Here is a 25700-nt window from a genome sequence, read left to right as displayed (position 1 = left end):
AATACAGTAAAAATGTACGCAATCGTAGAAATTGCCGGGCAGCAATTTAAAGTAGAAAAAGACCGTTCTGTATACACTCACCGTTTAGCGGGAGCAGAAGGCGCTGCACTGGTTATCGACAAGGTATTACTTGTTGACAATGACGGAAAGATTTCCGTAGGAGCTCCCACAGTAGCTGGAGCCACTGTTACAGCTAAAATTGTTGCACACGTTCGTGGCGAGAAAGTTTTAGTTTTCAAGAAAAAGCGTAGAAAGACCTACCAAAAAATGAATGGTCACCGTCAAGATTTGACGAAAGTATTGATTGAATCAATTAACCTTAAATAAGGGTAAAATAAGTCTTAAACTAAGCGATTCTTCGGAACGCATAAATAAATAATAACATGGCACATAAGAAAGGCGCCGGATCATCCAAAAACGGTCGCGAATCACATTCAAAACGATTAGGCGTTAAGTTATTTGGAGGTCAAGCAATCATTGCAGGAAATATCATCGTTCGTCAACGTGGTACTGCTCACAATCCTGGCTTAAACGTAGGAATCGGGAAAGATCACACATTATTCGCTTTAACGGATGGTGTTGTTAAGTTCCAAAAAGGTTTCAAAGGACGTTCATTCGTTCACGTTTTACCTATTTCAGCTAATGCAGCTCCTGCAGATGCACCAGCGAAAGCTCCAGCTAAGAAAGCAGCTCCAGCACCTAAAGCTGAGGCAGCAGTAGAAGCAGCTCCTGCAGCGGAGGCTCCAGCTAAGAAAGCTCCTGCGAAAAAAGCAGCAGCTCCAGCAGCAGAGAAAAAAGCACCAGCGAAGAAAGCAGCGAAAGCTGAATAATCTTCTTCCTTAGACATAGAAAACCCGGTATGAAAATGCCGGGTTTTTTTGTTTTTTGGAAACCAAATAGGCCGTACCTTTGTTCTAGATTTTAAAATACCCCTCATGAATACAGTTTCAACTATCCATATTTACACCGAATCTACGCCTAATCCACATTCCATGAAGTTCGTCTTCAATATGGAATTACTACCGGAAGGCATGTCATTCGATTATACCCAACCAGCAGACGGATTAACGAAGGAGAAAAACTCACCTTTAGCTGTCGCTCTTTTTGGATTTGATTTCGTATCCCGCGTTTTCATCACGAACAACTTTATCACCTTAACAAAATCCGAGTCAGTGGCTTGGGAAGATGAGTTATTTGGGATCAAGACCTATTTAAAGAAATATTTCGAGGAGAAACAACCCGTTTTCTCTCTACCAGAAGCAACGATCGCTGACGACCAGTCTAACGACACGCCAGCCATCAAGCAAATCAAGCAAGCTCTAGATGAATACGTTCGTCCAGCCGTAGAATCCGATGGCGGCGCGATCACATTCCACTCATTTGACGAAGCAACAGGTCAGGTAAAGGTTTTATTGCAAGGTTCTTGCTCTGGCTGCCCATCATCAACCATGACCCTAAAGCAGGGAATCGAAGCGTTATTAACGCGTATGGTTCCGGGTGTGAAGGAAGTGGTGGCGGAAGGGGTTTAAAATTTCCGGAGGAAATTTTGAGAGTAGAGAGTATAGATTGTAGATGATAGAGTAGAGAATTTTTATCTCTTCTCTATGCTCTCTAATCTCTACTCTTTTTTTAAACAATAGAGCACAAAGCACAAAGAATAAAGTTGGAATAAAAAACGGGGCTCAGGCCCCGTTTTTTATGTTTTATGAAATGCTTTAAAACATTTCACGAGGGTTATCGCCGCAGGCGAAGCTAACTTTGCTCTATGAACCTAGCACTTTTTAAAAATACCAGATAACTGATATTCTTCATTCATTCTTTTGATTGTAATTGTTTCTTCAATTAATAAGGTTACTTTTAATCCAGTGGTGAAACTCAATTCAGAATAGACAACCACTTATTTTACTTCGTATTGTTGAAATTTTTCTGTTACAATAATCCTGTTCTCCCCCATCATAATTTGTTTTAATCATCCTACTAATGGATGATCTCACCATTCTCTATTTTGGCCTAGCTAAGATTTAGATAAAACATCTTTTATTATGGATAACAAAGTACCATTAACCTTAAGTGAATCTCGAGTTATTCATTTAACACCCGAAGGTTTTTTCAAACTGTTATTCGGATTATTCTCTCTCTTGTTGTTGAATTCATGTAGTAAGGAGGCTACATTAGATGAAGTACGCCCTGCTTCAGTGGAGAACACTTCGGTGTTAAAAGAATGGGCTACTAAAAATGATAAGTTAAATCAAGCTAATTTAATAGAATGGGATAATTCCATTCCAATTATGCTGACTGATAGCATTAAAGGGTATGTTGCTCCTGTGAAGACGGCATCAGGGTTAAAGGAGTTTATTACTTTTGAACTAGATGGTAAAAGGTACGGCTGGTATAAATCCTATACGCTATTGAATAACACTGATATGGAGATCGTGATTCAGACGGTTGAGGGGAAAACGTTAAGATCTGGATTTATCAGAAAGAAAACTGCGTCCTCTCCTAAAGGAAAGGCTACACCAATGCGCGAAATGAATTTTGATACACCGATAGATTGGATGCTTATTGAAGAAATACTCGGCATTCTATTAGAAAACGTTACTATTAGTGCACCCAGATTAAACCAAGGAGGGGGTGGGTTTTATTTTGGGAATACCAGATTCGACATGAATACTTTTAATTATTATTTTGAAGCGGGCTACTTTACTGCAGGAAATTATGTCGGGGGTAATTCTCAGTATGGTTTTGTTGATTATAATTACACAGAATTCGAAGACAACTTTACCAATCCATGTTTTTCAAAGGTTTTAACTAACTTAAAAACGCATAATTTTCATGGAGTAATTGGAGACATCCTTAAAAATTTTGTCAATAGCCCTACTTTCAATTTAAATTTCTCAAACGAACCAGTAATTTGGAATGACGATAAAACACATAAATTAGATGGTGGTTACTATCCAAGTAGCAATACAATTAAGTTAAGTGACAGTTCACTTTCTCAGGCATCACAGGAATATATTGCTGCAGTTATAATTCATGAAATATTGCATGCTAAAATTGGAAAAACTGAAAAAATCGACCACACGACCATGTTACGTGAATATATTAAACCAGCCAGTGAATTTTTGCATTCCATGTATAGTAATATTAGAGTAGATCAAGCAGAAACTATATTTTTACGTGGAGTATCAAATAATGCTGATGGATACGGCAAAATCGTTTCGTTTCGAAGATCATCTGATATTGAAATAGAAGATGCGCTTTTGAAATTTTATTTTGGTCATTCTTGCAACTAAATTTTATTGTTATGAAAAAAATATTCTTATTATTTTTTGCAACGCTCTCATTTACAGCTTTCTCGCAAAAAAAAATCAAAATTTTACCAATTAATATTGAACGTGACAATTTATACGAGCACATTACCTCTGGTTTATTTATTGACTCTACTGATAAATTTCAATCAGGATGGCTATTTATCAAAGTTGAAAAAACGGGTAAAGTATCTGAAATCAAAGTAAATGGATTCTTTGATGAAAAATTTGTCAATGTTTTGAAATCTAATATTTACAACACCAAAGCACCCTGGTTGAAAAAAAATAAAAAAAAATACCTATGGTATATTTTACCAATGCAATTCGGCCAAATACAATCTAATTATTCTCCTAAAGAGATACAGTTAAACGTTTTAACACATGACTACAACCTTAATGCTTTAGGAGAACTAATTGTGGAGGAACCAGGGCACGTTATTATTCTACATTCTCTTAAAAGATTAACTAATGAAAGAATGCAGGAGGTATATATGTGACCTTATCGCATCAAATTTTAAATATGAATTACAACTTATAAGTAGGTTTAATTTAGAGAGATTCAGATACAAAATGAAATACACATTTATCACTTTTATGCTCTTATTTGCAACCTTGTGCCAGGCACAGAAAAGCAAATTAAATTATAAAAAAATATATGAACATGTTGAATCAGAAAAATTACGATCATTCTTGACAAAAGGGTTAATTATTGATTCTACAATAAAACTGCAATCAGCCTGGATTGTAATTAAAGTTGAAAAAACAGGAAAAGTCACAAATCTTCATTTGGCAGGAGAACTAGAGGATAAGTTTAAGAAAATTTTAGAAGCGAATGTTCATGACGCAAAAGCTCCTTGGCTGAAAAAGAATAGAATTAAATATTTGTGGTATATTCTCCCAGTGTTATTTGGCCAAATTCAACCGAATTATAAACCTAAAGAACTTGAATTGGCAATACTAACCCAAGAGCATAATTTTAATGCATTAAGAGATTTTATGATGAAATACCCTGGACATGTTGTATTGATCCGCGCATACAAAAGTTTGACTAACAAGACGATGGAAGAAAGTTTTATGTGACTTTTGAAACTATAATGACTGTTTAATCAACTGAAAGCACAAAGAATAAAGTTGGAATAAAAAACGGGGCCGAGGCCCCGTTTTTTATGTTTTATGAAATGCTTTAAAACATTTCACGAAGGTTATCGCCGCAGGCGATGCAACCTCTATTCTTTATGCTTTATTCTTTGTGCTTTACTTTACGATTAATTTTAAATGAAATTTAAAATTAATCGTAAATCTTCCACCTCTCTAAAATTCTCATGCTCCACCTTATGCGAAACCACTTCGTGCGCCCAAGTTGTATGAAAAGGAACGTGGATTCCATGTCCGCCTACGGCAAGGACAGGTAGGATATCTGATTTCAATGAATTGCCAATCATCGTGAAATGAGCGGGGTCGACATCGAGGTGTTTGATTAGTTTTAAATAATCGCTTTCCTGCTTATCCGACATGATTTCGATGTGGTGGAAATATTGCTCTAAGCCAGATTTAGCGAGTTTGCGTTGTTGATCTAATAGGTCACCTTTGGTGGCCACGACTAATCGGTATTTGCCTTGCAAGGATTGTAGAACTTCGACGACGCCGGGTAAAATTTCAATATCTCTTTCAAGTAGTTCTTTGCCTAAGTTCAGAATCTTTTCGATTCCGTCCAGCCCCATTGTTCCGCCGGAAACTTGAATAGCCGTTTCGACCATGGAAAGCATAAAGCCTTTGACCCCATAGCCATAGAGTGCGAGATTATTCATCTCGACTTTAAACAACTCTTGACCGGTGGTGTGGACGGGTAAATAATCTTCCAAGAGCGCACAGATCTTGTCTTCTGTCTCTCTAAAATAGGGTTCGTTCACCCAAAGGGTATCGTCTGCGTCGAATGCGATTACGTGTTCCATGATGCTAAAATAAAGAATAGAGCATAAAGCACAAAGAATAAAGTTTGAGGCGTCGCAGGCGACGCGTATATGAAATGTTTTTTCTAACCTTTTCTCTAAACACAAAAATGGGGCCGAAGCCCCATTTTTAACCATCTTTATTCTTTATGCTCTATTCTTTGTGCTTTAAATTTCAAAGCGAGACGCTTTGAAATTTAATAAGAAGTAGCTATCGTAATAAAATCAGCCGCAACCAAAGAAGCGCCACCAATTAAACCACCGTCTACGTCTGGGCAAGCGAATAATTCTTTCGCGTTTTTCGCGTTGCAGCTTCCACCGTAAAGGATAGAGATGCTGTCGGCTACGCTTTGGCCATATTTTTTAGCGATGTGTGCACGTAAAAAGGCGTGCATTTCTTGTGCTTGATCTGAAGAAGCGGTTAAACCGGTTCCGATTGCCCAGATGGGTTCGTAAGCGATCACCACTTTACTGAATTCCTCCGCTGAAAGGTGGAATAAGCTTTCTGTTAATTGTTGCGCTACGTGGCCTAAGAAATCTGCGCCTTCGCGTGTTTCTAAACTTTCGCCGCAGCAGAATAAAGGCGTTAAGCCGTTTGCCAAAGCCGCGTCTGTTTTAGCCGCTAATTGCTCGTTGGTTTCTGCGAAGTATTGACGACGCTCTGAGTGTCCTAAAATGACATATTGTACGCCAGCAGAAGCTAACATGGGAGCAGAAATCTCTCCTGTGTAAGCGCCAGACGCTTTTTCGTGGCAGTTTTGGGCTGCAACGGCTAAATTTGGAATGCCCTCAATGACTTGATTTACACCTGTTAAATACAAAGCCGGTGTCGACATAATCACCTGAACATCCGCGGAAACGCTAGACTTCACTAATTCCGCTACTTCAGTAGCCAAAACGAATGCTTCTTGCGCCGTTTTGTTCATTTTCCAGTTACCTGCAACAATTTTTTTTCTCATACGTTCATCATTTAAGTCCTAAAATTACGAATGCTTTCGGTGGAATGAAAATTAGCACGAAAAATTAGGCCGGATATTTCAGAAGATTCCCACATTTAGCGTATTTTCACACCTTATATGAATGTTAACCTTGCTATGAAAAAAATCAGCACCGGATTACTGCTTTTCCTTTTAAGTTTCCAGGCCTTTTCACAGGATTTATTCCCGCATACCCAGCAAAAATGGGTGGATTCCGTTTTCAATTCTTTGAGTGTAGACGAGAAAATCGGTCAAATGTTGATGCCCCGTGGAAATGTGGCGGATACCTATGACACGACGCGTTTGTATTCGATTGTGAAAGACTACCATGTGGGAGGCTTTGTGCTATTTAAAGGGCATCCGGTGAAGCAGGCTATTCTAGTCAATGAATTACAACATAGAACCAAAGTTCCGCTGTTTATCGGGATGGATTTAGAGTGGGGATTGGCGATGCGTTTGGATTCAACGTTTCGTTTTCCATACCAAATGACTTTAGGCGCGATGCAAGGAAATATGGCCTTGATCGAGAAGATGGGCCTGCAAATAGGGGAGCAATGTAGAAGAATGGGTGTGCACATTAATTATGCTCCTGTGGTGGATGTGAATAATAATCCGTTGAATCCGGTGATTAATTTCCGCTCGTTTGGGGAGAACCGGGAGGATGTGACGGCAAAGTCTTTGGCCTATATGAGAGGGCTTCAAAAAGCCGGGATTATTACTTCAGCGAAACATTTTCCAGGCCACGGCGACACAGGCGTAGATTCTCATTTTGATATTCCGGTTTTGAATCACTCGCGTGCTCGCTTGGATAGTTTGGAATTGTACCCGTATCGAGAATTGATCTCGAACGGTTTGCAGGGCGTGATGGTGGCTCACCTGAATTTACCCGCTTTAGATTCCACGAAGTCGTTAGCCTCGACACTTTCGAAACCGATTGTGACCGGTTTATTGCGCGATGAATTGAAATTTAAAGGCCTCGTGTTTACGGATGCGATGGACATGAAAGGGGCGACGAAGATGTTCCCAGAAGGTACGGCGAACGTGAAGGCGATCCTGGCTGGTAATGATATTTTAGAAACATTTGTGGATGTTCCGGCGGCTTTTGACGCGATTAAAAAGGCGTTAACGAACGGCGAAATCTCGCAAGAGGATATCGATCAGCGGGTTAAACGTATTTTACATGCCAAAGCCTGGGCGGGACTTGCCCACTACGAACCGATCGTCGTGGAGAACTTACTCAAGGATTTGAATCCGATTAAGAGTGAAGTACTGAACCGTGAATTAGCGGAGAAATCGATCACATTAATCAAGAATCCGGGCGAGCTAGTACCCATTAAAGCCTTAGATAAAACACGTATTGCTACTTTGGCTATCGGTAAGCCGGCATATGGCGCTGCTTTCCCTACGGAGTTCCAAAAAATGGCCAACAACTACGTCGAAATGCCTCATTTCTACCTGGATGAGACGAGCGCGGATACGACGATTGCGCGCATCGAAAATACCTTGAAAAACTACGATGTGGTGTTGATGGGGATTCACAGTATTTCGATTCGTCCGGCGAATAATTATAGTTTGAAACCTAAGTTAAAGTCTTTGGTGAATCGTTTTGCCACGTCTAAAACGGTGGCGATTCATTATGCGAACGTGAATACCTTAACACAATTTGACAGTTTGAAGAATGCGGGAGCCTTGATGACCGCTTATCAGGATGGAATAGCGCAGCAGGAAGCGGCGGCAGAAATTGTGTTTGGGGCGATTCCGGCGACGGGGAAATTGCCGGTTAGTTTGAATGCGATTTATAAGCAGGGAATGGGTGTGACGACGACTTCCTTAGCGCGTTTGCAATACAATTTGCTTCCAGAAGCGGTGGGCATTTCATCTGCTTATTTGAATGCAAAAGTGGATTCGATGGCGAAATTAGCGATTGCGGTGAAGGGCGCTCCGGGTGTGGTGGTGTTGATTGCCAAAGAAGGGAAAGTCATTTATCACAAGGCTTTTGGCAACCAGATTTACGAAACGACTGTTCCATTAAAGACGACTGATATCTTCGATTTAGCTTCTATCACCAAGATTTCTACGTCCATTCCTGCCTTGATGAAATGGCAAGATGAGGGTAAATTCTCCTTGAAAACGACCATGGGGCAGCTAGTTCCCTCCTTTGCTACATCGAATAAATCAGGACTTTTATACGAAGATGTGTTAACGCATCAGGCTCGCTTGAAAGCGTGGATTCCGTTCTGGATGGACTATGTGGACAGCACCGATATGATTTTTCACAGCAAGAAATTTCAAGCTAAATACACGCAGGACGATGTGAAGTACAAGTATTTGGAACGTTTCTTGAGCCCAGCGTCTGGCGAAGCACGATTAAAGAAAAATATCAAGGACCAAAAAGCCATGTGGAAAGAATTTGTGGACATCACGAAAGATGTGACCCGATGGAAACCATTCACCTTGTCTTATGCGCAATCCGAAGAATTCCCTACGCAAGTGGCGCCTACTTTATGGGCACACAAAACCTTAAAAGAGCAGATTATGACAGCGATTAAGGAGAGTCCGTTGCGCGAGAAGAAAGAATATGTGTATTCGGATTTGTCCTATTATTTATTGCCAGCAGAATCGCCGCGCATGTCCGGGAAACCCTGGACAGATTTCCTTTCAGACACTTTTTACAAACCTTTGGGGGCGTCTACTTTAGTATATCAGGCAGAAAAACATTTTCCACTGACTCGTATCGTGCCATCGGAATATGATTCATTATTCCGCAAGACATTAATTCACGGAAAGGTACACGATGAGGGCGCTGCCTTATTGGATGGAATTTCAGGTCATGCCGGTTTGTTTGGGAATGCGAATGACTTAGCGAAATTGATGCAGATGTACCTCCAAAAAGGCTATTACGGTGGTCAGCAATTCATTCAAGAATCGACCATCAAACAGTGGACTTCGTATCCATTTAGTGCGGCTGAAAATGCGCGTCGTGGGGTAGGATTTGATAAAGTGGATCGCAACAAGGCGGGCGTTTCTGCGGCCGCTTCGGCGAGTCTAGAGAGCTTTGGTCACTCTGGTTTTACGGGAACCTATACGTGGATTGACCCGAAGCAGGATTTGGTCTATGTCTTCTTATCGAATCGAGTGTATCCGACGCGGAATAATTCCAAAATTTCGGATATGAACATTCGCACGGGAATCAATGAAGTGATTTACCAAGCGATTAAAAAAGGAAACTAATATGCGCATTCTCATCACGGGGGGTACAGGTTTCTTGGGCGGTGCGCTGAAGCAATTTTTGCTGACTCAGGGCCACGAGGTGGTGATTTTATCGCGATCTGGCGGAGACTTCCAATGGGATGTTTCCTATGGCTACATCGACCCAGCGGCTTTCGAAGGCGTAGATGCAATTGTGCATTTAGCCGGGGCGGGCATCGCGGACGAACGCTGGTCTGCCGCGCGCAAAAGAGAATTAATTAACAGCCGCGTGCGAAGCACCGCGGTTTTATACCAGGCTTTATCAACTATTCCTCATACCATTAAGACCGTTGTTTCTGCTTCTGCCATCGGCTTTTACGGGGCTGATACAGGTGAGCAAGAATGTGTAGAAACCTCTTCTGCGGGCTTGGATTTTCTGGCGGATTGTACCAAACAATGGGAAGAGGCGGTCGACCAAATCGCCACCTTAGGTATTCGATTAGCGAAAGTCCGCATCGGCTTAGTGATGGGTACAGCAGGTGGGATTTTCCCCGTTATTTCGAAGCCGATCAAGTATTATGTAGGAGCTAATTTAGGCTCGGGAAAGCAGTGGCAATCCTGGATTCACATTACCGACTTAGTCAGAATATTTAACGAGTTATTGATAAATTCAAGTCTTTCAGGCGTCTATAATGGCGTAGCTCCGGAGCCTATTCGAGCAGGAGAAATGAATAAGCAAATTGCCAAAGCCTTGCACAGGCCTTTCTTCTTGCCCTCCATCCCGGGTTTTTTACTTCGCCTGGTGTTAGGCGAGATGGCCTGTTTAGTGCTGGGAGGTAGCCGCGTGTCTTCGGCGAAGTTTGAAAAAGACGCAGCCTTTTCCTTTACCTTTGTCCGCTTCGATGAAGCATTAAAAGAGCTAGTACATGTCTAAAAAAATATTGATTTATTGTGGGTCTTCGAAAGGCCATAATCCGGTTTATGCGGAACAAGTAGTGAAATTAGCACAGGCCTTACACGCACATGGTTGTCAGGTGATTTTTGGCGCAGGAAGTGTAGGTTTGATGGGCGTCTTAGCGGATGAATTCTTGCGCTTGGGCGGACACGCCATTGGTGTGATTCCTCAATTCATGGAACCTTGGGAAGTGAAGCACAAAGGCTTGCCTGAATTGCACGTAACTGATACGATGCATACGCGCAAAGCTTTGATGGCCGATATGGCGGATGGCGTGATTGCGATGCCGGGCGGCTTTGGGACTTTGGACGAATTGTTCGAAATTCTAACCTGGAAGCAATTAGACCTACATGAGATGCCGGTTTCGGTGTTTAATATTAATGGTTATTTTGACCACCAGTTAAAGCAAATTCAGCATATGGTGGACGAAGGATTCTTAAAGCAACCGAATATGGATGCCCTGCAAGTGGAATCCGATCCGGATAAATTAGCGGATTGGATCATGGCGTATCAGCCAGAGAAGATGGAGAAGAAGTGGATTTACGTGGGATGAGAAAGCTGTTGTTCCTCTTATTGATTTCGGAATTTCTGATGGCTCAAAAAGCCCCGGAGAACTTAGGTTCTGCCGTGAATTCAGAATTTTCGGAGCTAAATCCGGTAATTTCGCCGGATGGAAGAACACTGTATTTTGGTCGTAAAAGTCACCCAGCTAACCGCTATGGTGTGAAAGGATCTGAAACGATTGCAGGATCCCAGGACATTTGGTTCTCTGAAAAAGTTGGGGACACGTGGAGCACCGCAAGACGACTTTCAGAGGTTTTGAACCGCGACCAATACAATACCATTTTATCGATTTCGCCAGACGGCCAAACGATTCTACTAAAAGGGGCCTATGTAAATGGCGCGTACGAAACACGTGGATTTTCCCTATCTAATAAGACAACTGCCGGCTGGACTGTCCCAGTAAAAGTCGATATCCCTGGCTACGAGCAGATGAGCAAAGGGAAGAATGAATACGGGTATCTGACGATGGATGGGAAGGCGATTTTGCTTGCTTTTGCCCGCAAGAAGAACAGCGAAGATGACGATTTATTTGTAAGCTTTTTTGAGGAGGGCCGCTGGACGCGCCCGCTCGAATTAGGCGATGAGATTAATACAAAATACTCGGAGACAACGCCCTTTTTATCAGCTGATGGGAAGACGCTCTATTTTTCTTCTGACCGTCCTGGAGGCCAAGGAAGTCAAGATATCTACCTGACACGCCGTCTAGATGATACGTGGCAACACTGGCGCAAACCTCAAAACCTAGGCTTTCCCATCAACACCGATGAATACGATGCGTATTATTCCATCGCGGCAAAGGGCGATTATGCTTATTTTATGTCAGGGAAAGGGTCGCTGGGCAAGAAAGATATATTTCGGCTAGAAGTCGAGAGTCCGGAGTCCTCAGGGACTGAGGGACTGAGTCCGAAGTCCGATGGGAAAGAGTCTGGAGGTAGTGAGTCTGGTGGAAAAATCGGCAATGCACCGGTGGATGCTGCCATGGGAGTTAGCCGATTAGGTAATTCATCCACCCGTTCCGTTACTTCACAAGATTCGGATCCGGTGGTTTTAATGTCCGGTACGGTATTAAATCAACAAACAGGAAAGGTGCCAGAAGACGCTTCTGTAACCTATGAAGATTTGTCTACAGGTAAAGTGCTCGGGCAGGCGAAACCGGATCCGGCCACAGGTAAGTATAAATTAGTACTTCCTTTTGGTAAGAATTACGGAATTACGGCAAAGGCCAAAGGTTTAATACCTGCGTCCACAAACCTAGACCTCTCTACCATGAAAGGGCGTTATTTAGAATTGGATGACCGAGATTTATCGATGGTTCCGCTGGTAAAAGGAAATACCGCAACGATTAATAACCTCTTTTTTGATCTAGGTAAGGCGACTTTAAAGCCAGAATCTGCGCCTGAATTGAAACGAATTTTGCAGGTAATGTCTGAGAACAAGTCACTCATGATCGAGATTAGTGGACATACAGATAACACGGGTTCAGATGAAATCAATAATAAATTATCGCTTGAACGTGCAAATGCCGTAAAAGAGAATTTATTAAAAGGCGGTATTGATACGACTCGTATTCGGACGAAAGGCTTTGGTAAGTCAAAACCGAAAGCGGATAATGCCACAGAAGAGGGACGCCAAATCAACCGCCGCGTAGAAATAGAAATTTTATAAAATGGAAGCAAAAAAGAATTGGGTATACGTGCCAGCGCCGCCGGCCGCGGAAGTAGAGGCATTAGGGGAGGCTTTGGCATTAAAGAATCCCTATTTTTTATCCTTATTGGTATCACGAGGCATTAAGACATTCCAAGAAGTGAAAGACTTTATGGTGCCTGATGTTAGCCAACTGCATGACCCTTTCTTGATGAAAGACATGGACAAAGCGGTGGAGCGGCTCGGACATGCCCTGGAATCTGGGGAGAAAATCTTGATTTACGGTGATTATGACGTGGATGGAACGACGGCTGTTACGCTAGTCTATAGTTATTTAGCGGGTATTTTAGGGGCGGATTGTGATTACTATATTCCGGATCGCTATGCAGAGGGTTATGGCGTGTCGCAGGCAGGTATTCAGTATGCGAAAGACAATAATTACACGCTGATCATCTCCCTCGACTGTGGAATTAAAGCCCACGAACGCGTGGCTTGGTGCAATGAAAACGGGATCGATTTTATCATTTGTGATCACCACTTACCAGAGGCTACAATCCCTGCGGCGGTCGCGGTTTTAGATCCCAAGCGCAAGGATTGCCCATACCCATTCAAAGAATTAACGGGTGCCGGTGTCGGCTTCAAGCTGATGATGGCCTTTGCGATCGCGAATGACTTAGAACTTGACCCTTTATGGGAATCGGCGGATCTTTTGGCTTGCAGTATCGCGGCTGATATCGTACCGATGAATGGAGAAAATCGGGTGTTGGCCTTTTTAGGCTTAGCCAAATTAGGCACAAATCCCTGCCCCGGTTTAGGCTATTTATTAAACAAAGCGAAGAAGAAAGCTCCTATTCAAATTTCAGATATTGTCTTCTCTATTTCCCCCATTATCAATGCAGCTGGCCGAATGGACCACGCCCATGGGGCAGTGAAATTAATGTTAGCGGCAGATAATCAAGAGGCGGAGGCATTAGCGGAGGCGGTCATTCAACAGAACTTGGATCGCCGAGTGGTGGAGAAAGAAATCGTGGCGCAGGCTTTGGCGATGTTTGAGGGGAATGATTTTCTGCTATCAGCCCGCAGTACGGTTCTATTTAATCCGGGTTGGCATAAAGGGGTAGTGGGTATTGTGGCGAGTAAAATACAAGATCAGTATTTTAGGCCAACGATTATTTTAACAGAATCGCATGGCCAATTAGTGGGTTCTGCTCGGTCTGTTCGGGGTTTTGATGTGCACCAGGCGTTAGAAGAATGTGCAGATTTATTAGAGCAGTTCGGTGGGCATACGCATGCGGCCGGTTTGCATTTAAAGCCGGAGAATCTGCAGGCATTCATTGAGAAGTTTGAGCGTATTGCGCAGGAGGGATTAGCCAATATTTCTCCTAAAGCGGATTTGCCGGTGGATATTCAGTTGCCTTTGGAAGCCTTGAGTATATCGTTTTATGATAAATTATTGGTTCGTTTATCTCCTTATGGCCCAGGAAATATGCTACCTAATTTCGTTTCAGGGCCGGTTTTTGTAACAAGGAGTCCCTTTGTGATGAAAGAAGAGCACTTGAAAATTTACGTGGGTTCTACGCCGGATGAGCGAGGTTTAGAAGTAGTTGGTTTCGGGATGAAAGCGGATTTCTATGACGGCTTGAGTGCCGCTTATGAGCAACGTTTGCCTATTAAACTAGTCTATCACCTCGAAGTGAATGAATATAACGGAAATCGCACCTTGCAATTAAGGGCATTAGATTTTGCGTCATTCAACTAAAAATTCTAATTTTAGCCATCACCAAAAAACTACATATGAAAAAAGTACTTGACTTATTGCCTTCGGTTCTTGTGGGAGCACTTTATCTTTTCGGAGGATTGAACTTCTTCTTTAATTTCGTTGCACAGCCACCTATGACTGGAGATCCAGGTGTATTCATGGGTGTATTGTTCTCTTCAGGAATTTTGAAGGTGATCAAAGTATTAGAAGTAATCGGAGGAGCCTTGATCTTATTCCCGGGCAAACGTGCTTTAGGACTAACGATTTTAGCCCCTATCACTGTAAATATCTTGTTATTTGAATTGTGCTTAGCGCATCAACCTGGTGTGGGTATCGCTTTAATGGTATTGTCAGCCATTATCGCTTACCAAGAAAGAGAAAAATTCAAGGCTTTATTGTAGTAAATAAGCTTTGAAATCAGCGAAGTCCGTCCCCATGGGGATGGACTTTTTTGTTTTATCCAAAAGCTCCGCCAAACGAGTAGGCACCGGAACTGAAACCCCTAACGTTCCCTCCACCGTAGGTAAGAACTTCGCGTAATGGGCGGTAGACAACAAAATACCAGTGATTTCACCTGGATATTCTGCGGCATATTGTTGCAAACCATCGTAGGCAACGGCCGTATGTGGACACATCACATAGCCAGTGCGCGCGAACACGTCTGCCATGATTTCCTGTGTTTTCTGATCGTCTGTATAGTAACCTTTAATAATCTTGCGCACCTGAGACCATTCATCGCCTGCTAGTAAACGCATGCGGATGAAGTTTGAAGGGCTACCCACATCCATCGCATTCGATAAGGTTTCCACTGAAGCCACTGGATTGTATTCTCCGGTAAGCAGGTAATCTGCCACTGGGTGGTTCTCATTACAAGAAGCAACGAATGCTTTTACCGGAAGGCCCATTCGGTAGGCCATCAATCCAGCGCTTAGATTGCCAAAGTTACCAGATGGCACGCTAAATACCACCGGTGCATTCAAACCTTTCTTTTTCGCCTGCGCATAAGCCGCGAAGTAGTAGAAAGACTGTGGAATTAAACGAGAAATGTTGATGGAATTAGCAGACGCTAAATCAAAAGCGGCACGTAGTTCTTCGTCGAGGAAGGCTTGCTTGACTAATCTTTGGCAATCATCAAATGTGCCGTCTATTTCTAATGCGGTCACATTTCCACCCAAGGTTGTCAATTGCTTCTCCTGAATATCAGACACCTTTCCAGTCGGATATAAAATCGTCACCGAGATGCCCGGCGTGTTGAAAAAACCCTGCGCTACCGCACCACCCGTGTCCCCAGAAGTGGCCACCAAAATGCGAATTTCGCGCTTCGATTTCAACAAATAGTGCGACATGATCGCGGCCATGAAACGTGCGCCAAAATCCTTAAACGCCATCGATGGCCCGTGGAATAATTCCAATACCTCTACCCCAGATTCTAGAGAAACGATAGGCGCCTCGAAAGTCATCGATTGCTCGATGATTTTTTTAATATCTGCTGAACTTAAACTATCCCCGAGCAAATTTTCACACACCGCGATCGCAATTTCTGGCAAGCTGCGGTCCTGAATCGTTTCGAAAAACGAAGCCGGTAATGGTTTAATTTCAGTAGGCATATACAAGCCATTGTCCGGGGGAAGGCCACGGAAAATAGCCTCTTCTAGGCTTACATTAGGACTTTTGTGTTCGGTGCTATATAATATCATACTAATCTTAAGGCATCTCCCTCCAGTGTAGGAAGTACAGAATACCGATCAAATTCTAAACAAAACGCGATATCTTTTTCAATGCCTAAACCTAATAATCGGTTCACGTGGGAAGAATTCTTCACCGCCGTTAATAGATCATTCGAGGCTAGGTTATATTGTTTCCAGGCCATCAAAGCAGCATCATCTGCCACTTCGTATTCACCTGTTAAGGTATCAATTAAGGCACCAGCAAACAAGGTATCTTCTAAATTCGGTTTCCCTTTCCAGCCAGCACAAACGACTAAGGCGTTTCCGCTCCAATCTTTCAGCGCTGAGACCACTCGGGAAATATTCAAGAATGCACCCACATAAACGGCAGGTGCACTGCTCGACCGACGAATAGCCACTGTGCCGTTCGTGGTGGTGACGCAAATTTTGGCCCCTTTTACCTTCTCTACTTGATACGAAAAAGGAGAATTGTCAAAGTCAAAACCAGCAGGAGTAACCCCGTTTCGTTCCGCCGCCGTCAAATATCCTTTAGCGCCATATTCCTGGCACAGTTCGACCTCTTCCACGGGAACAATCTCCGAAGCACCGCTCGCAAAAGCAGTCACCATGCAGGAAGTCGCGCGGAAAATATCCACCACAACCACCGCCACGGAGGATAAATCATATAAATGGATCAAGTCCGGCGATAAACAGACGTCGATTTTCTTCATTTTATAAGAAAGGTAATTTAACAATTTCGGCCTTAATGGCTTTGTCACGGATCGAGATAAAGATCTCCGTTCCTGTGTGTTTCGTGCTCACATAACCCATTCCGATTCCTTTTGAAAGGGATGGAGATTGTGTGCCAGAAGTTACCTCGCCAATTGTCTCGCCTGCCGCGTTTAAAATCGGATAATGTTGGCGAGGAATACCGCGCTCAATCATTTCGAAGCCGACTAATTTTTTCGATGGACCATTCGCCTTGATGGCAGCGTGGTGGTCTCTCCTGATAAAATCTTTGTTGAATGACGTGATCCAGCCTAAGCCAGCCTCGATAGGTGAGGTTGTGTCGTCGATGTCGTGTCCATACAAGCAATAGCCTTTTTCGGTACGAAGCGTGTCGCGCGCACCTAGACCGATCGGTTTGATGTCGAATTCTGCACCTGCTTCGAAGATCGCGTTCCACATCGCTAAGGCATTTTCGTTTTTCACGTAAATCTCGAATCCACCTGCGCCGGTATAACCAGTGTTTGAGATGATGATGTCAGAGAAACCGGCCATTTCACCTATTTTGAAGGTATAATAGGGCATGTCTACTAAGGTCACGGACGTTAATTTTTGTAGTGCCAAAATCGCCTTCGGCCCCTGTACCGCTAATAAACTATATTCGTCGCTGCGATTCACCATCTCCACCCCGAAGGTATTGTGAGAGGAGATCCAGTTCCAATCTTTCTCAATGTTCGAAGCGTTCACGACCAAGATGTACTCGGTTTCGTTCACGCGGTAGACTAATAAGTCATCGACGATGCCGCCCTCGTTATTTGGCAAACAGCTGTATTGCACTTTCCCGTCCACTAATTTAGACGCGTCGTTCGAGGTCACGTATTGGATAAAGTCCAAAACGCGGTCCCCTTTCAGGAAGAATTCACCCATGTGACTCACGTCGAAAACACCCACCGAATTGCGCACACACAGGTGCTCTTCGATTAGGTTCGTGTACAATACGGGCATATTAAAGCCAGCAAAGGGCACCATTTTCGCTCCTAGCGACACGTGGAGGTCATTTAAATGAACCTGTTGTAAGTTTGTTTCTTCCATGGATTATTCTCGGTATAGAACCTGTAAAAGTGTTTGGCCGACCGCTTTCAGGGTCGATTTGTCGATGTTAGCTAAATTATCTGCATGCGTATGGTGGAAGCTTCCAAACTCGAAGCCGCCATTCGACGCGCGTAAATCGATTAAATCAATCATTTGGATTTTGGCAACCTCATTCACCGCCGTATGATCATCTGAAATCCCGAAGGCATCCTGATCCACGAATAAATGGCTGTATCCTAAATCCGCCGCCGTCGCCCAAACCGAGCGCACAATTCCCGGCGCATATTGCATCGAAGTCCCCTCGTGCGGGAACATCGCGCCTTTTCCACCCACCATATCTAACAAGATACCATAGTAGGGACGGTAGTTCGCTGGAACCAGGTTCGCAGCCCAATGCTGTGAGCCTAAAGCCCAACTGTTGGGTTTATGTTCTCCCGTATAATCTTCCGGTTCCCCGTGATCTTCTAGATCGAAAAGGACGATATCAACACCCACTGCGGGTTTAGTTTTAGCCTCGTGCAAATTGCGCGCGATTTCTAATAAGACCCCCACGCCACTCGCTCCGTCATTTGCGGCGTCGATTGGCTCGTCTTTACGCACCGAATCTTTGTCCGCAATACTACGGGCATCCCAATGGGACGATAGTAAAATACGTTTTGCGATGGCTGGCTGAAATTGAGCGATAATATTCGTGCCTTGTAATTTCTTGCCATCGTAGCGGAAAGCTGTAAAAGGCTGCTCCGTCACGGTCCAGCCGTAGGATTTTAATTTGGCAACCAAAAACTTCAGGGTATTTGCGCTCGCCTCAGAACCCGGAATACGTGGGCCAAAAGCCACTTGTTTCGCAATAAATTGATAGGCTGAATCCGCCTTGAAATCAGGCGTTTCGACGATGTTAACTTCCGCAGCTGGTACCTCCGCCGTTGGCTTCCAAACAAAGTAAGCGCCAGTCAGGGCGAAAACAAGCAGTAAAAAGAGGGCAATGCGGGAACGGTTCATCTAAGAAATGCTGAAAAACAAGCCCAAAGATAGCAATACAATGCCGAATTAGGAATTAAGAAATCAATAATGTGTACCTTGCAGGATAATTTGAATTGAAATACCATGCCTTCCCCTAAGGAACTGAAATTTTTGAGCGGCTTAAAAGCTGAAATATTGGAGTTTTTTGAATTGAACGACTACCGTTCGTATTCTTTGAACCAATTACACAAGGCTTTTGCTATCCGCGATCGCAAGACGAAGGAGATTTATTCTGACCTAGTCGCTAAGTTGATTGCGGAAAATCGTTTAATCAAGAATGAAGAGGGAAATATTCGTTTTGACAATGAATCTTTCCAGGTGACAGGACGCGTGGATCACGTAAATGCGCGTTTTGCCTTTGTGATTCCGGAAGATGGGGCGAAGGATATTTGGGTGGCTACAGGCGATTTAAATAATGCCAAAGACGGGGATAAAGTCATCGTCCAAGCACGTCGCCCATCCGAAAAAAGAAAAAATGACCGCCCGGAAGGAGAGGTCGTGCAGATATTGGAACGTCGTTCCGCTGAGTTAGTAGGTGTCATTCAAGTGACTCCACACTACTCGTTTTTAATCCCGGATTCGAAGAAAATCTACGAAGATGTCTACTTGCCTAAATTCGAAATCAAGGACGCAAAGCACTTAGATAAAGTAATCGTAGAAGTTACTCGCTGGGGAACAGACGGTAAAAAGGCCGAAGGTCGTGTCATCAAAGTGCTAGGTAAAGCCGGAGAGAACGACACCGAAATGCACTCGATTTTAGCGGAATACGGCTTGCCGTATGACTTCCCTGAGGAAGTAGAAAAAGCCGCTGCCTCGATCTTAGTGCAAATTCCAGCCACTGAAATTAAGAAGCGCAAGGACATGCGTAACGTCTTAACTTTCACGATCGACCCGATCGATGCGAAGGATTTTGACGATGCCATCTCTTACCAAAAACTAAAGAACGGCAACACCGAAATCGGTGTCCACATCGCTGATGTCGCTCATTATGTGAAACCCGGAAGCGTACTCGATATCGAAGCCTACAAGCGTGCTACCTCGGTTTACTTAGTCGACCGCGTGGTGCCTATGTTGCCGGAAAAATTATCGAATGGACTTTGTTCCCTTCGTCCGAACGAAGATAAATTAACGTTTTCCGCCGTTTTCGAATTGGACGCGAACGACACCATCGTTAAAGAGTGGTTTGGTCGCACGGTTATTCACTCGGACCGTCGTTTTGCTTACGAGCAGGCACAAGAATTAATCGAAAATGATTCAGATGACACCTTAGTTCCTGTCATTCGTGATTTGAACCGCATTGCAAAAAGCTACCGCGACAGACGTTTCGAACACGGTTCCGTGAACTTCGAAACAGCCGAAGTCCGCTTCGAATTAGATGGGGACGGAAAGCCCATCGGGGTTTATCCACGTATTCGCAAGGATGCGCATAAATTGATTGAGGAGTTTATGTTATTGGCTAACAAAAAAGTGGCCGAATTCGTCTTCAACAAGAAAAAAGACGAGCCTAAAAACACGATGGTGTACCGTATTCACGAAGCACCGGATCCAGAGAAATTGCAGGTATTCTCTTCGTTCGCGAAGAAATTTGGTTACCAAGTAACGACTGATCCTCAGCACGTCAGCAAATCGTTCAATGCCTTGATGGAGAACATCGAGGGCAAAGGCGAGGAGCACGTGTTGCAGAGTTTAGCGGTTCGTACGATGTCCAAAGCCCGTTATAGTACCGATCCTGTCGGTCACTTCGGCTTAGCATTCCCGTTCTATTCACACTTCACCAGTCCGATTCGCCGTTACCCAGACGTCATGACGCATCGCCTGTTGCAACATTATTTAGACGGTGGCACTCCAGCGGAACGCGCACCTTTAGAGATCCAATGTAAGCACAGCTCAGACCGCGAAAAACTTGCTTCTGATGCAGAACGCGCTTCCATCAAGTACAAGCAAGTGGAATACATGAGCTTGCACGAACCACAAGTTTTTGACGGTATCATCACCGGAGTAACCGAGTTCGGAATCTTCGTCGAAATAGGCGAAACATCTTGTGAAGGCCTCGTGCGTATGGTCGACTTGAATGACGACTTCTACGATTTAGATAAAAATAATTACCGCATCGTGGGTAAATCGAATGGCCGTGTCTTCACCTTTGGAGACAAGGTGCAAGTAAAAGTCCGCGACACGAACTTAGCGAAACGCACCATCGACCTAGAATTAGTAGGTATGCGTTCTGGCTTAGTAGGCAAATTCGCGAACAACCGTTCTCGCAAGAGAGAAGCGCCGAGAGGAGGAAGAGTGATTCCGAAAGGTAAGGAGCGGGGTAGGAGAACCGGTGGTAGAAGATAGGAGATTATAGAGTAGAGATAAGAGATATTGAATTAAAAAAGGCTTCGAAATGAAGCCTTTTTTAATATGTATGAAGAGATTTTTATCTATACTCTCTACTCTATTATCTCTAATCTAAAACCGCCTGCGTCGGTTTAGTCGTATTATACAACTCATACCAATCCTGGTGGTCCATTTCGATCGCGAATGCATCCACGATGTTTTGAATACGCTTTTCTTCTAAGGTTCCGATTAATGGCAAGGCGCCTAATTTGATTAACCAAGCAACGGCAACTGATTCGATATTGCTATCGTATTTCGTAGCCATCTCGTTCAATTTCTTGCGCAATTTCAAGGCTTGCTCGTCCGTTCCGTGCTCGATGCGGCCACCCGCTAATGGCGAAACTGCTAAAGGGCGCATGTATTTTTGCTTGATATAATCCACGATTCCATTATCTAATGCACTTGTATTCAACAAGTTTAAGTCGATGTGGTTAGAAACTACCGGGATGTTCAGGAAGGAAACTAACAATTGGTGTTGGTAAACCGAGAAGTTCGAAACGCCGATGTTTTTCACTTTTCCGGAGCTCTTTAATTTCTCGAGTGCCAAAGCCGTCGTTTCAATATCCGACAAAGGATCTAATTGGTCTAACAAAAACACGTCCAAATAGTCCGTCTGCAAGTTGCGAAGCGAGTTTTCTACAGACGCTGTAATGTGCGCAGCAGAAGTATTCACGTGTGCTACACGGATGTCCGGTCTGGCAGGGGATGGGATATTAACTCCACATTTGGAGAACAAAACGATGTCAGAACGCTGGATGGATTTTTTTGCCAAAAGCTCTCCAAAAGTTTTCTCCGCCGTGTATTCGCCATAACGATCCGAATGATCAAAGGTATTGATGCCTTTGTCTAGACAGAAATGGACGATTTCGTCCATTTTCTTGTCTTCTTTTTCCCAACGCCAAAAGCCGTAGATGGCTGGTGAAACTTTGGGGCCGGCGTCACTTAAGTATACTTTTTTCATCCTACAATTATTTTAGAAGCGGCTAATAAATCATCCACTAAATGGGTGGCTTTGGTATCCGTTCCAGCTGGCGCTAATCGAATGGTCCGTAAACCCGCTCGTGTTCCAGCGGTAATATCGCGTTCGTGGTCGCCTACCATCCAGGAGGCGTCCATATCGATATCGTATTTAGCTGCAGCTTTCTCGATCATCAATGATCCAGGTTTGCGCGTCAGTGAATGACTGTCAAAATTCTCGTGGTAAGGGCAGAAGTAGATGTCATCTAATTTCACTCCCGTTCCCTCTTGGATCGCATCGTGAATCAAGTACACGTCTTCGCGTTTATAAACGCCTTTTGCGATACCACTTTGGTTCGTAATAATAATCAACAAATACCCTGCGTCCTTCAAAGCCTGTAAGCCTTCTTTCACGCCGGGGGGGATCACAAAGTGGCCTAAATGGTACACGTAATCCACGCGATCCACATTCAGAACGCCATCGCGATCTAAGAAAATACACTTATTCATGCTATTCTATTTAGGCAAAAAACGCTTTTAGGCGGTCCCAAGGAATGCGGCTTAAAATCAATAAAAGACCAATTCCGTTCAATAGCCACATGTTTTTGAACTTTGCGGCATCGGTGATAGCTTTTTTGTTTTTGGCATTCACCACCGTCGCTAAAACGATCGCGATGATGTTAACCGTTACGTGTTCTACCAAGATCAAGCGAGTCGCTGAATCTTTCATAGCTGCTCCAAAATCAGCAAAGGCTGTTGTTGTCACCTTGCTAAGCCCTAGATAAAGAACTAATCCGATCAATAATTGCGTGTGCAAGGAGATCATGTAAAACAAGCCTACTTTACGATCAGATTCTGTGAAAGTTTTGCCTGTTAAGCCTTTGAAAATAGATAAAATTCCTAGGGCTAAAACCACTAGAAACAAGATCGAGTGAATGGTAACGAAAGTTGAATACATAAGAGTGTGTTTAATTTTAGCAAAGATACAAAAAGCCTCCGTAACGTGACCTTTGTTACGTTTAATCGTCTAATTTTCTTTACCTTTGGGCATAAATTACCCGATTCTATGTCAAATCCCAGCAAGCTAACGGCTATGTTTAACGCCCGTTGCCCGCATTGCCACGAAGGCCGTCTGTTCAAATACAAGTGGTGGAATGTCCTTAATTTCGCTCAAATGCATGAACACTGTCCATCTTGCGACGTTCGCTACGAAGTGGAGCCTGGATTTTTCTATGGTGCGATGTATATTTCGTATGCCTTCACGGTGGGAATCATGTTAGTGGGGGGAATTTTGGTCTTTAATTTCCTAAACGATCCTCCGGCAGAGGGCTACGTGGTGCCTATCACGACCGTTTCCCTGCTGTTAGTGCCGGCTAATTTTAGGACAGCTCGTGTATTATTTATACATTGGTTCTCTGGTTTAAAATACGACCCAAGCGCTGCTGCTAAGCATGAAAATTCTTGATTATTACATTTTAAAGAAATTTCTGAAGACCTACGTTTTCGCCGTTTTCATCATCGTTCTTATTGTGATGGTGATCGACTACACGGAGAAAATTGATGATTTCATTCGCAAAGAGGCTCCTTTAAGGGAGATCCTCTTGGATTATTACCTGAATTTCATTCCCTATTGGGCTTCTTATATCAGTCCGCTCATGGTCTTTATCGCGACCGTTTTCTTTACGGCAAACCTCGCCGCAAAGACGGAAATTATTGCGATTCTGAGCTCAGGGGTAAGTTTTACACGTCTGATGCGTCCTTATTTAATTGGATCAGGCATCTTAGCGATTGGGACCTTTTTTATGATCGGTTGGGTAGTGCCAAACGCGAACAAGATTCGTGTTCCTTTCGAGCATAAGTACATCAACAATACCTACTATTTCGACAAACGTGACGTTCATATTAAGATAGGTCCGGAGACCTATGCGTATTTAGAAACCTACGATAATACGACGAATACGGGCTATCGCTTCAGTTTAGAGCGTATTGTGGGGACGGAAATTCAACAGAAATTGATGTCGGATCGCATCACCTGGGACTCGACTTCGAAGAAGTGGACGATTCATGATTACCGCATTCGGGCGACAGGGGCGACCTCATTAAAGTTTGGAGCAAAGATTGATACGACGCTTAATTTGTTTCCCAAAGACTTCGAGAACAAACACTTATTGCACGAAACCTTTACCCTTCCAGAGCTAAATCGCCACATTGATTTAGTGCAATCGCGCGGTGCGGACGGAATTGAAGTCTTCCAAATTGAAAAATACCTCCGCTTCGCCAATCCCTTTTCGGTGATGATTTTGACCATTATCGGCTTCTTGGTTTCTGCTCGGAAAGCACGAGGCGGCGTTGGATTCCAGATTGCGTTGGGCTTTAGTTTGGCCTTCATCTATATCCTCTTCTTTATGATGAGTAAGGGAATCGCGGAAGGTGGCGGGATGCCTCCGTTGTTAGCGGTTTGGCTCCCTAATATCGTGTTCTCCGCCGTGGGTGTGGGACTTTATTACACTATCCCGCGCTAACGATGAGACAGGGTCCTCAGCTTCTCGACTACTTCAAGATACATTTTATCGTCATTTTGTATGCGTTTACGGCTATTCTAGGCAACGCAACAGAAGCGAATGCGTTGACGATAGTCTTTTTTCGTTGTGTGATTGCGGCGGCCGGATTAGGACTGATGCTCGCAGCTTCTAAAAAGTCCTTTCAGGTTCCCGCTTCGGTTTTAAAGATCTGGCTGTTGAATGGTGCGTTTGTTGCGCTTCACTGGCTATTGTTTTTCGGTGCTGCCAAAGTCTCAACAGTCGCCATGTGCCTCGCCGGTCTTTCTACCCAAACCTTTTGGACTTCCATTTTAGAGCCCATCGCGAAGAAAAAACCGATTGCGAAGATTGAAGTCTTTCTCGGAATCTTGGTCGTGATTGCCCTAGGTATTATTTTTTCGGTCGAACCGGGTCAATGGATTGGTTTGGTGATGGGCATTGGTGCCGGATTTTTCGGCGCACTTTTTTCTGTGATTAACGGAAATTATACCCACACCCACGACCCTAAATTGATTACCGTTTATGAGATGGTGGCGGCTGGAATTATCACCGGCGCCGTCTGGCTGAGCGGCCTGTTGGGCGGTTCGCCTGGTTTCGTTCCGGTCGGACTGGATTGGCTTTGGATTGGGATTTTGGCCGTCGTTTGTACCGTTTACGCTTACACCGAGACCATCCATTTATACAAAGTTTTCTCCGTCTTTTCGATCAATCTCGTGATCACGCTCGAGCCCGTGTATGGGATTTTGCTGGCGGTCTTTATTTTTGGCCAAAAAGAAGTCATGCAACCCGCCTTCTACTGGGGTACGAGTTTGTTGGTGCTGACGGTGATGGCGCATCCGTTCTTAGATAAAAAGAATAAAGCATAAAGCACAAAGAATAAAGTTTGATTCGCTGCGCGAAACGTACAGGAAATATTTTAAACATTCATCCCCATAGGGGATTCCATCTTTGTTCTTTGTGCTTTATTCTTT

General features: G+C 43.8%; 24 protein-coding genes and 1 pseudogene. 16 read left to right on the top strand and 9 right to left on the bottom strand.

Annotated elements, in window-relative coordinates:
* The first annotated feature begins 12 nt into the window (after positions 1–12).
* The 6 genes and pseudogenes from rplU (at position 13) to SKC37_RS06485 (ending at position 4388) form a co-directional block, all read left to right on the top strand.
* A complete protein-coding gene (rplU, locus tag SKC37_RS06510; protein WP_130895529.1) occupies positions 13–327 on the top strand; it encodes a 50S ribosomal protein L21 in 315 nt (104 codons plus the stop codon).
* Positions 328–383: 56 nt separating this feature from the next.
* A pseudogene (rpmA, locus tag SKC37_RS06505) lies at positions 384–641 on the top strand (50S ribosomal protein L27); the annotation flags it as partial.
* 294 nt (positions 642–935) lie between these two features.
* Entirely contained in the window at positions 936–1529 is a 594-nt protein-coding gene (locus SKC37_RS06500; protein ID WP_377980696.1) for a NifU family protein, read from the top strand.
* Between the two features lie 513 nt (positions 1530–2042).
* Positions 2043–3293 (top strand): hypothetical protein, encoded by a 1251-nt coding sequence (locus SKC37_RS06495; protein ID WP_377980695.1) that lies wholly within the window; start codon positions 2043–2045, stop codon positions 3291–3293.
* 11 nt (positions 3294–3304) lie between these two features.
* Positions 3305–3805 (top strand): hypothetical protein, encoded by a 501-nt coding sequence (locus SKC37_RS06490; RefSeq protein WP_377980694.1) that lies wholly within the window; start codon positions 3305–3307, stop codon positions 3803–3805.
* A 73-nt stretch (positions 3806–3878) separates the two neighbouring features.
* A complete protein-coding gene (locus tag SKC37_RS06485; RefSeq protein ID WP_377980693.1) occupies positions 3879–4388 on the top strand; it encodes a hypothetical protein in 510 nt (169 codons plus the stop codon).
* A 191-nt stretch (positions 4389–4579) separates the two neighbouring features.
* Here the strand turns inward: SKC37_RS06485 and SKC37_RS06480 are convergent, their stop codons facing one another.
* Together SKC37_RS06480 and tpiA are read right to left on the bottom strand one after the other, a co-directional pair.
* Entirely contained in the window at positions 4580–5260 is a 681-nt protein-coding gene (locus tag SKC37_RS06480; protein ID WP_377980692.1) for an HAD family hydrolase, read from the bottom strand.
* 194 nt (positions 5261–5454) lie between these two features.
* Positions 5455–6216 (bottom strand): triose-phosphate isomerase, encoded by a 762-nt coding sequence (gene tpiA / locus SKC37_RS06475; RefSeq protein WP_130895523.1) that lies wholly within the window; start codon positions 6214–6216, stop codon positions 5455–5457.
* A 135-nt stretch (positions 6217–6351) separates the two neighbouring features.
* Between tpiA and SKC37_RS06470 the strand changes: the two genes are divergently transcribed.
* The 6 genes from SKC37_RS06470 to SKC37_RS06445 are packed head-to-tail and all read left to right on the top strand — an operon-like array spanning position 6352 to position 14746.
* Positions 6352–9465 carry a glycoside hydrolase family 3 N-terminal domain-containing protein gene (locus tag SKC37_RS06470; RefSeq protein ID WP_377980691.1) on the top strand — a complete coding sequence of 1038 codons (3114 nt, stop codon included), beginning with the start codon at positions 6352–6354 and terminating at the stop codon, positions 9463–9465.
* 1 nt (position 9466) lies between these two features.
* A complete protein-coding gene (locus SKC37_RS06465; RefSeq protein WP_377980690.1) occupies positions 9467–10357 on the top strand; it encodes a TIGR01777 family oxidoreductase in 891 nt (296 codons plus the stop codon).
* The gene (locus SKC37_RS06460) at positions 10350–10931 is read left to right on the top strand and encodes an LOG family protein (protein WP_377980689.1); all 582 of its coding nucleotides are present in this window, start codon (positions 10350–10352) and stop codon (positions 10929–10931) included. The genes SKC37_RS06465 and SKC37_RS06460 overlap by 8 nt, the downstream gene beginning before the upstream one ends.
* Positions 10874–12607 (top strand): OmpA family protein, encoded by a 1734-nt coding sequence (locus SKC37_RS06455; protein WP_377980688.1) that lies wholly within the window; start codon positions 10874–10876, stop codon positions 12605–12607. Before SKC37_RS06460 ends, SKC37_RS06455 begins: the two co-directional genes overlap by 58 nt.
* Position 12608: 1 nt before the next feature.
* On the top strand, positions 12609–14345 hold the full coding sequence (gene recJ / locus SKC37_RS06450) for a single-stranded-DNA-specific exonuclease RecJ (protein WP_377980687.1): 1737 nt from the start codon (positions 12609–12611) through the stop codon (positions 14343–14345).
* Positions 14346–14380: 35 nt separating this feature from the next.
* Complete coding sequence (locus SKC37_RS06445; protein ID WP_377980686.1) at positions 14381–14746, top strand: hypothetical protein; 366 nt, start codon at positions 14381–14383, stop codon at positions 14744–14746.
* On the opposite strand, the gene thrC is transcribed toward SKC37_RS06445, so the two are convergent.
* Genes thrC through SKC37_RS06425 form a run of 4 tightly spaced genes read right to left on the bottom strand, consistent with a single transcriptional unit; the run spans position 14738 to position 18829 of the window.
* The gene (gene thrC / locus SKC37_RS06440; protein WP_377980685.1) at positions 14738–16042 is read right to left on the bottom strand and encodes a threonine synthase; all 1305 of its coding nucleotides are present in this window, start codon (positions 16040–16042) and stop codon (positions 14738–14740) included. The two genes, SKC37_RS06445 and thrC, sit on opposite strands and share 9 nt — an antisense overlap.
* Positions 16039–16743: a 2-phosphosulfolactate phosphatase gene (locus SKC37_RS06435; protein WP_377980684.1), complete on the bottom strand. Its 705-nt coding sequence runs from the start codon at positions 16741–16743 to the stop codon at positions 16039–16041. The genes thrC and SKC37_RS06435 overlap by 4 nt, the downstream gene beginning before the upstream one ends.
* A 1-nt stretch (position 16744) precedes the next feature.
* Positions 16745–17830 (bottom strand): glycine cleavage system aminomethyltransferase GcvT, encoded by a 1086-nt coding sequence (gcvT, locus tag SKC37_RS06430; protein ID WP_377980683.1) that lies wholly within the window; start codon positions 17828–17830, stop codon positions 16745–16747.
* A gap of 3 nt (positions 17831–17833) precedes the next feature.
* On the bottom strand, positions 17834–18829 hold the full coding sequence (locus SKC37_RS06425) for a M28 family peptidase (RefSeq protein ID WP_377980682.1): 996 nt from the start codon (positions 18827–18829) through the stop codon (positions 17834–17836).
* Positions 18830–18934: 105 nt separating this feature from the next.
* Here SKC37_RS06425 and rnr point away from each other — a divergent pair, with 105 nt between their 5' ends.
* Entirely contained in the window at positions 18935–21190 is a 2256-nt protein-coding gene (gene rnr / locus SKC37_RS06420) for a ribonuclease R (RefSeq protein ID WP_377980681.1), read from the top strand.
* Between the two features lie 109 nt (positions 21191–21299).
* Here rnr and SKC37_RS06415 read toward each other — a convergent pair whose 3' ends face one another.
* From SKC37_RS06415 to SKC37_RS06405, 3 genes are read right to left on the bottom strand one after another with little or no spacing between them, the layout of a single operon-like run.
* On the bottom strand, positions 21300–22193 hold the full coding sequence (locus SKC37_RS06415) for an aldo/keto reductase (protein WP_377980680.1): 894 nt from the start codon (positions 22191–22193) through the stop codon (positions 21300–21302).
* Entirely contained in the window at positions 22190–22699 is a 510-nt protein-coding gene (locus SKC37_RS06410) for a D-glycero-alpha-D-manno-heptose-1,7-bisphosphate 7-phosphatase (RefSeq protein WP_377980679.1), read from the bottom strand. The genes SKC37_RS06415 and SKC37_RS06410 overlap by 4 nt, the downstream gene beginning before the upstream one ends.
* A 10-nt stretch (positions 22700–22709) precedes the next feature.
* Complete coding sequence (locus tag SKC37_RS06405; protein WP_377980678.1) at positions 22710–23147, bottom strand: hypothetical protein; 438 nt, start codon at positions 23145–23147, stop codon at positions 22710–22712.
* Between the two features lie 108 nt (positions 23148–23255).
* On the opposite strand from SKC37_RS06405, the gene SKC37_RS06400 reads away from it, so the two are divergent.
* The 3 genes from SKC37_RS06400 to SKC37_RS06390 are packed head-to-tail and all read left to right on the top strand — an operon-like array spanning position 23256 to position 25595.
* The gene (locus SKC37_RS06400) at positions 23256–23654 is read left to right on the top strand and encodes a DUF983 domain-containing protein (protein WP_377978558.1); all 399 of its coding nucleotides are present in this window, start codon (positions 23256–23258) and stop codon (positions 23652–23654) included.
* Entirely contained in the window at positions 23641–24711 is a 1071-nt protein-coding gene (locus SKC37_RS06395; protein ID WP_377980677.1) for an LptF/LptG family permease, read from the top strand. The genes SKC37_RS06400 and SKC37_RS06395 overlap by 14 nt, the downstream gene beginning before the upstream one ends.
* Before the next feature lie 2 nt (positions 24712–24713).
* On the top strand, positions 24714–25595 hold the full coding sequence (locus tag SKC37_RS06390) for a DMT family transporter (protein ID WP_377980676.1): 882 nt from the start codon (positions 24714–24716) through the stop codon (positions 25593–25595).
* The last annotated feature ends 105 nt before the right edge of the window (positions 25596–25700 follow it).

The sequence above is a fragment of the Aquirufa esocilacus genome, from assembly GCF_042715595.1.
Classification (GTDB): Bacteria; Bacteroidota; Bacteroidia; order Cytophagales; family Spirosomataceae; genus Aquirufa; species Aquirufa esocilacus.
The sequence above is the reverse complement of the archived record's forward strand: the minus strand, read 5'-3'. Positions and strand labels throughout refer to the sequence as shown.

Coding starts and splice junctions, on each gene's coding strand:
- rplU (WP_130895529.1), top strand. CDS start 13: ATGTACGCAATCGTAGAAATTGCCGGGCAGCAATTTAAAGTAGAAAAA.
- SKC37_RS06500 (WP_377980696.1), top strand. CDS start 936: ATGAATACAGTTTCAACTATCCATATTTACACCGAATCTACGCCTAAT.
- SKC37_RS06495 (WP_377980695.1), top strand. CDS start 2,043: ATGGATAACAAAGTACCATTAACCTTAAGTGAATCTCGAGTTATTCAT.
- SKC37_RS06490 (WP_377980694.1), top strand. CDS start 3,305: ATGAAAAAAATATTCTTATTATTTTTTGCAACGCTCTCATTTACAGCT.
- SKC37_RS06485 (WP_377980693.1), top strand. CDS start 3,879: ATGAAATACACATTTATCACTTTTATGCTCTTATTTGCAACCTTGTGC.
- SKC37_RS06480 (WP_377980692.1), bottom strand. CDS start 5,260: ATGGAACACGTAATCGCATTCGACGCAGACGATACCCTTTGGGTGAAC.
- tpiA (WP_130895523.1), bottom strand. CDS start 6,216: ATGAGAAAAAAAATTGTTGCAGGTAACTGGAAAATGAACAAAACGGCG.
- SKC37_RS06470 (WP_377980691.1), top strand. CDS start 6,352: ATGAAAAAAATCAGCACCGGATTACTGCTTTTCCTTTTAAGTTTCCAG.
- SKC37_RS06465 (WP_377980690.1), top strand. CDS start 9,467: ATGCGCATTCTCATCACGGGGGGTACAGGTTTCTTGGGCGGTGCGCTG.
- SKC37_RS06460 (WP_377980689.1), top strand. CDS start 10,350: ATGTCTAAAAAAATATTGATTTATTGTGGGTCTTCGAAAGGCCATAAT.
- recJ (WP_377980687.1), top strand. CDS start 12,609: ATGGAAGCAAAAAAGAATTGGGTATACGTGCCAGCGCCGCCGGCCGCG.
- SKC37_RS06445 (WP_377980686.1), top strand. CDS start 14,381: ATGAAAAAAGTACTTGACTTATTGCCTTCGGTTCTTGTGGGAGCACTT.
- thrC (WP_377980685.1), bottom strand. CDS start 16,042: ATGATATTATATAGCACCGAACACAAAAGTCCTAATGTAAGCCTAGAA.
- SKC37_RS06435 (WP_377980684.1), bottom strand. CDS start 16,743: ATGAAGAAAATCGACGTCTGTTTATCGCCGGACTTGATCCATTTATAT.
- gcvT (WP_377980683.1), bottom strand. CDS start 17,830: ATGGAAGAAACAAACTTACAACAGGTTCATTTAAATGACCTCCACGTG.
- SKC37_RS06425 (WP_377980682.1), bottom strand. CDS start 18,829: ATGAACCGTTCCCGCATTGCCCTCTTTTTACTGCTTGTTTTCGCCCTG.
- rnr (WP_377980681.1), top strand. CDS start 18,935: ATGCCTTCCCCTAAGGAACTGAAATTTTTGAGCGGCTTAAAAGCTGAA.
- SKC37_RS06415 (WP_377980680.1), bottom strand. CDS start 22,193: ATGAAAAAAGTATACTTAAGTGACGCCGGCCCCAAAGTTTCACCAGCC.
- SKC37_RS06410 (WP_377980679.1), bottom strand. CDS start 22,699: ATGAATAAGTGTATTTTCTTAGATCGCGATGGCGTTCTGAATGTGGAT.
- SKC37_RS06405 (WP_377980678.1), bottom strand. CDS start 23,147: ATGTATTCAACTTTCGTTACCATTCACTCGATCTTGTTTCTAGTGGTT.
- SKC37_RS06400 (WP_377978558.1), top strand. CDS start 23,256: ATGTCAAATCCCAGCAAGCTAACGGCTATGTTTAACGCCCGTTGCCCG.
- SKC37_RS06395 (WP_377980677.1), top strand. CDS start 23,641: ATGAAAATTCTTGATTATTACATTTTAAAGAAATTTCTGAAGACCTAC.
- SKC37_RS06390 (WP_377980676.1), top strand. CDS start 24,714: ATGAGACAGGGTCCTCAGCTTCTCGACTACTTCAAGATACATTTTATC.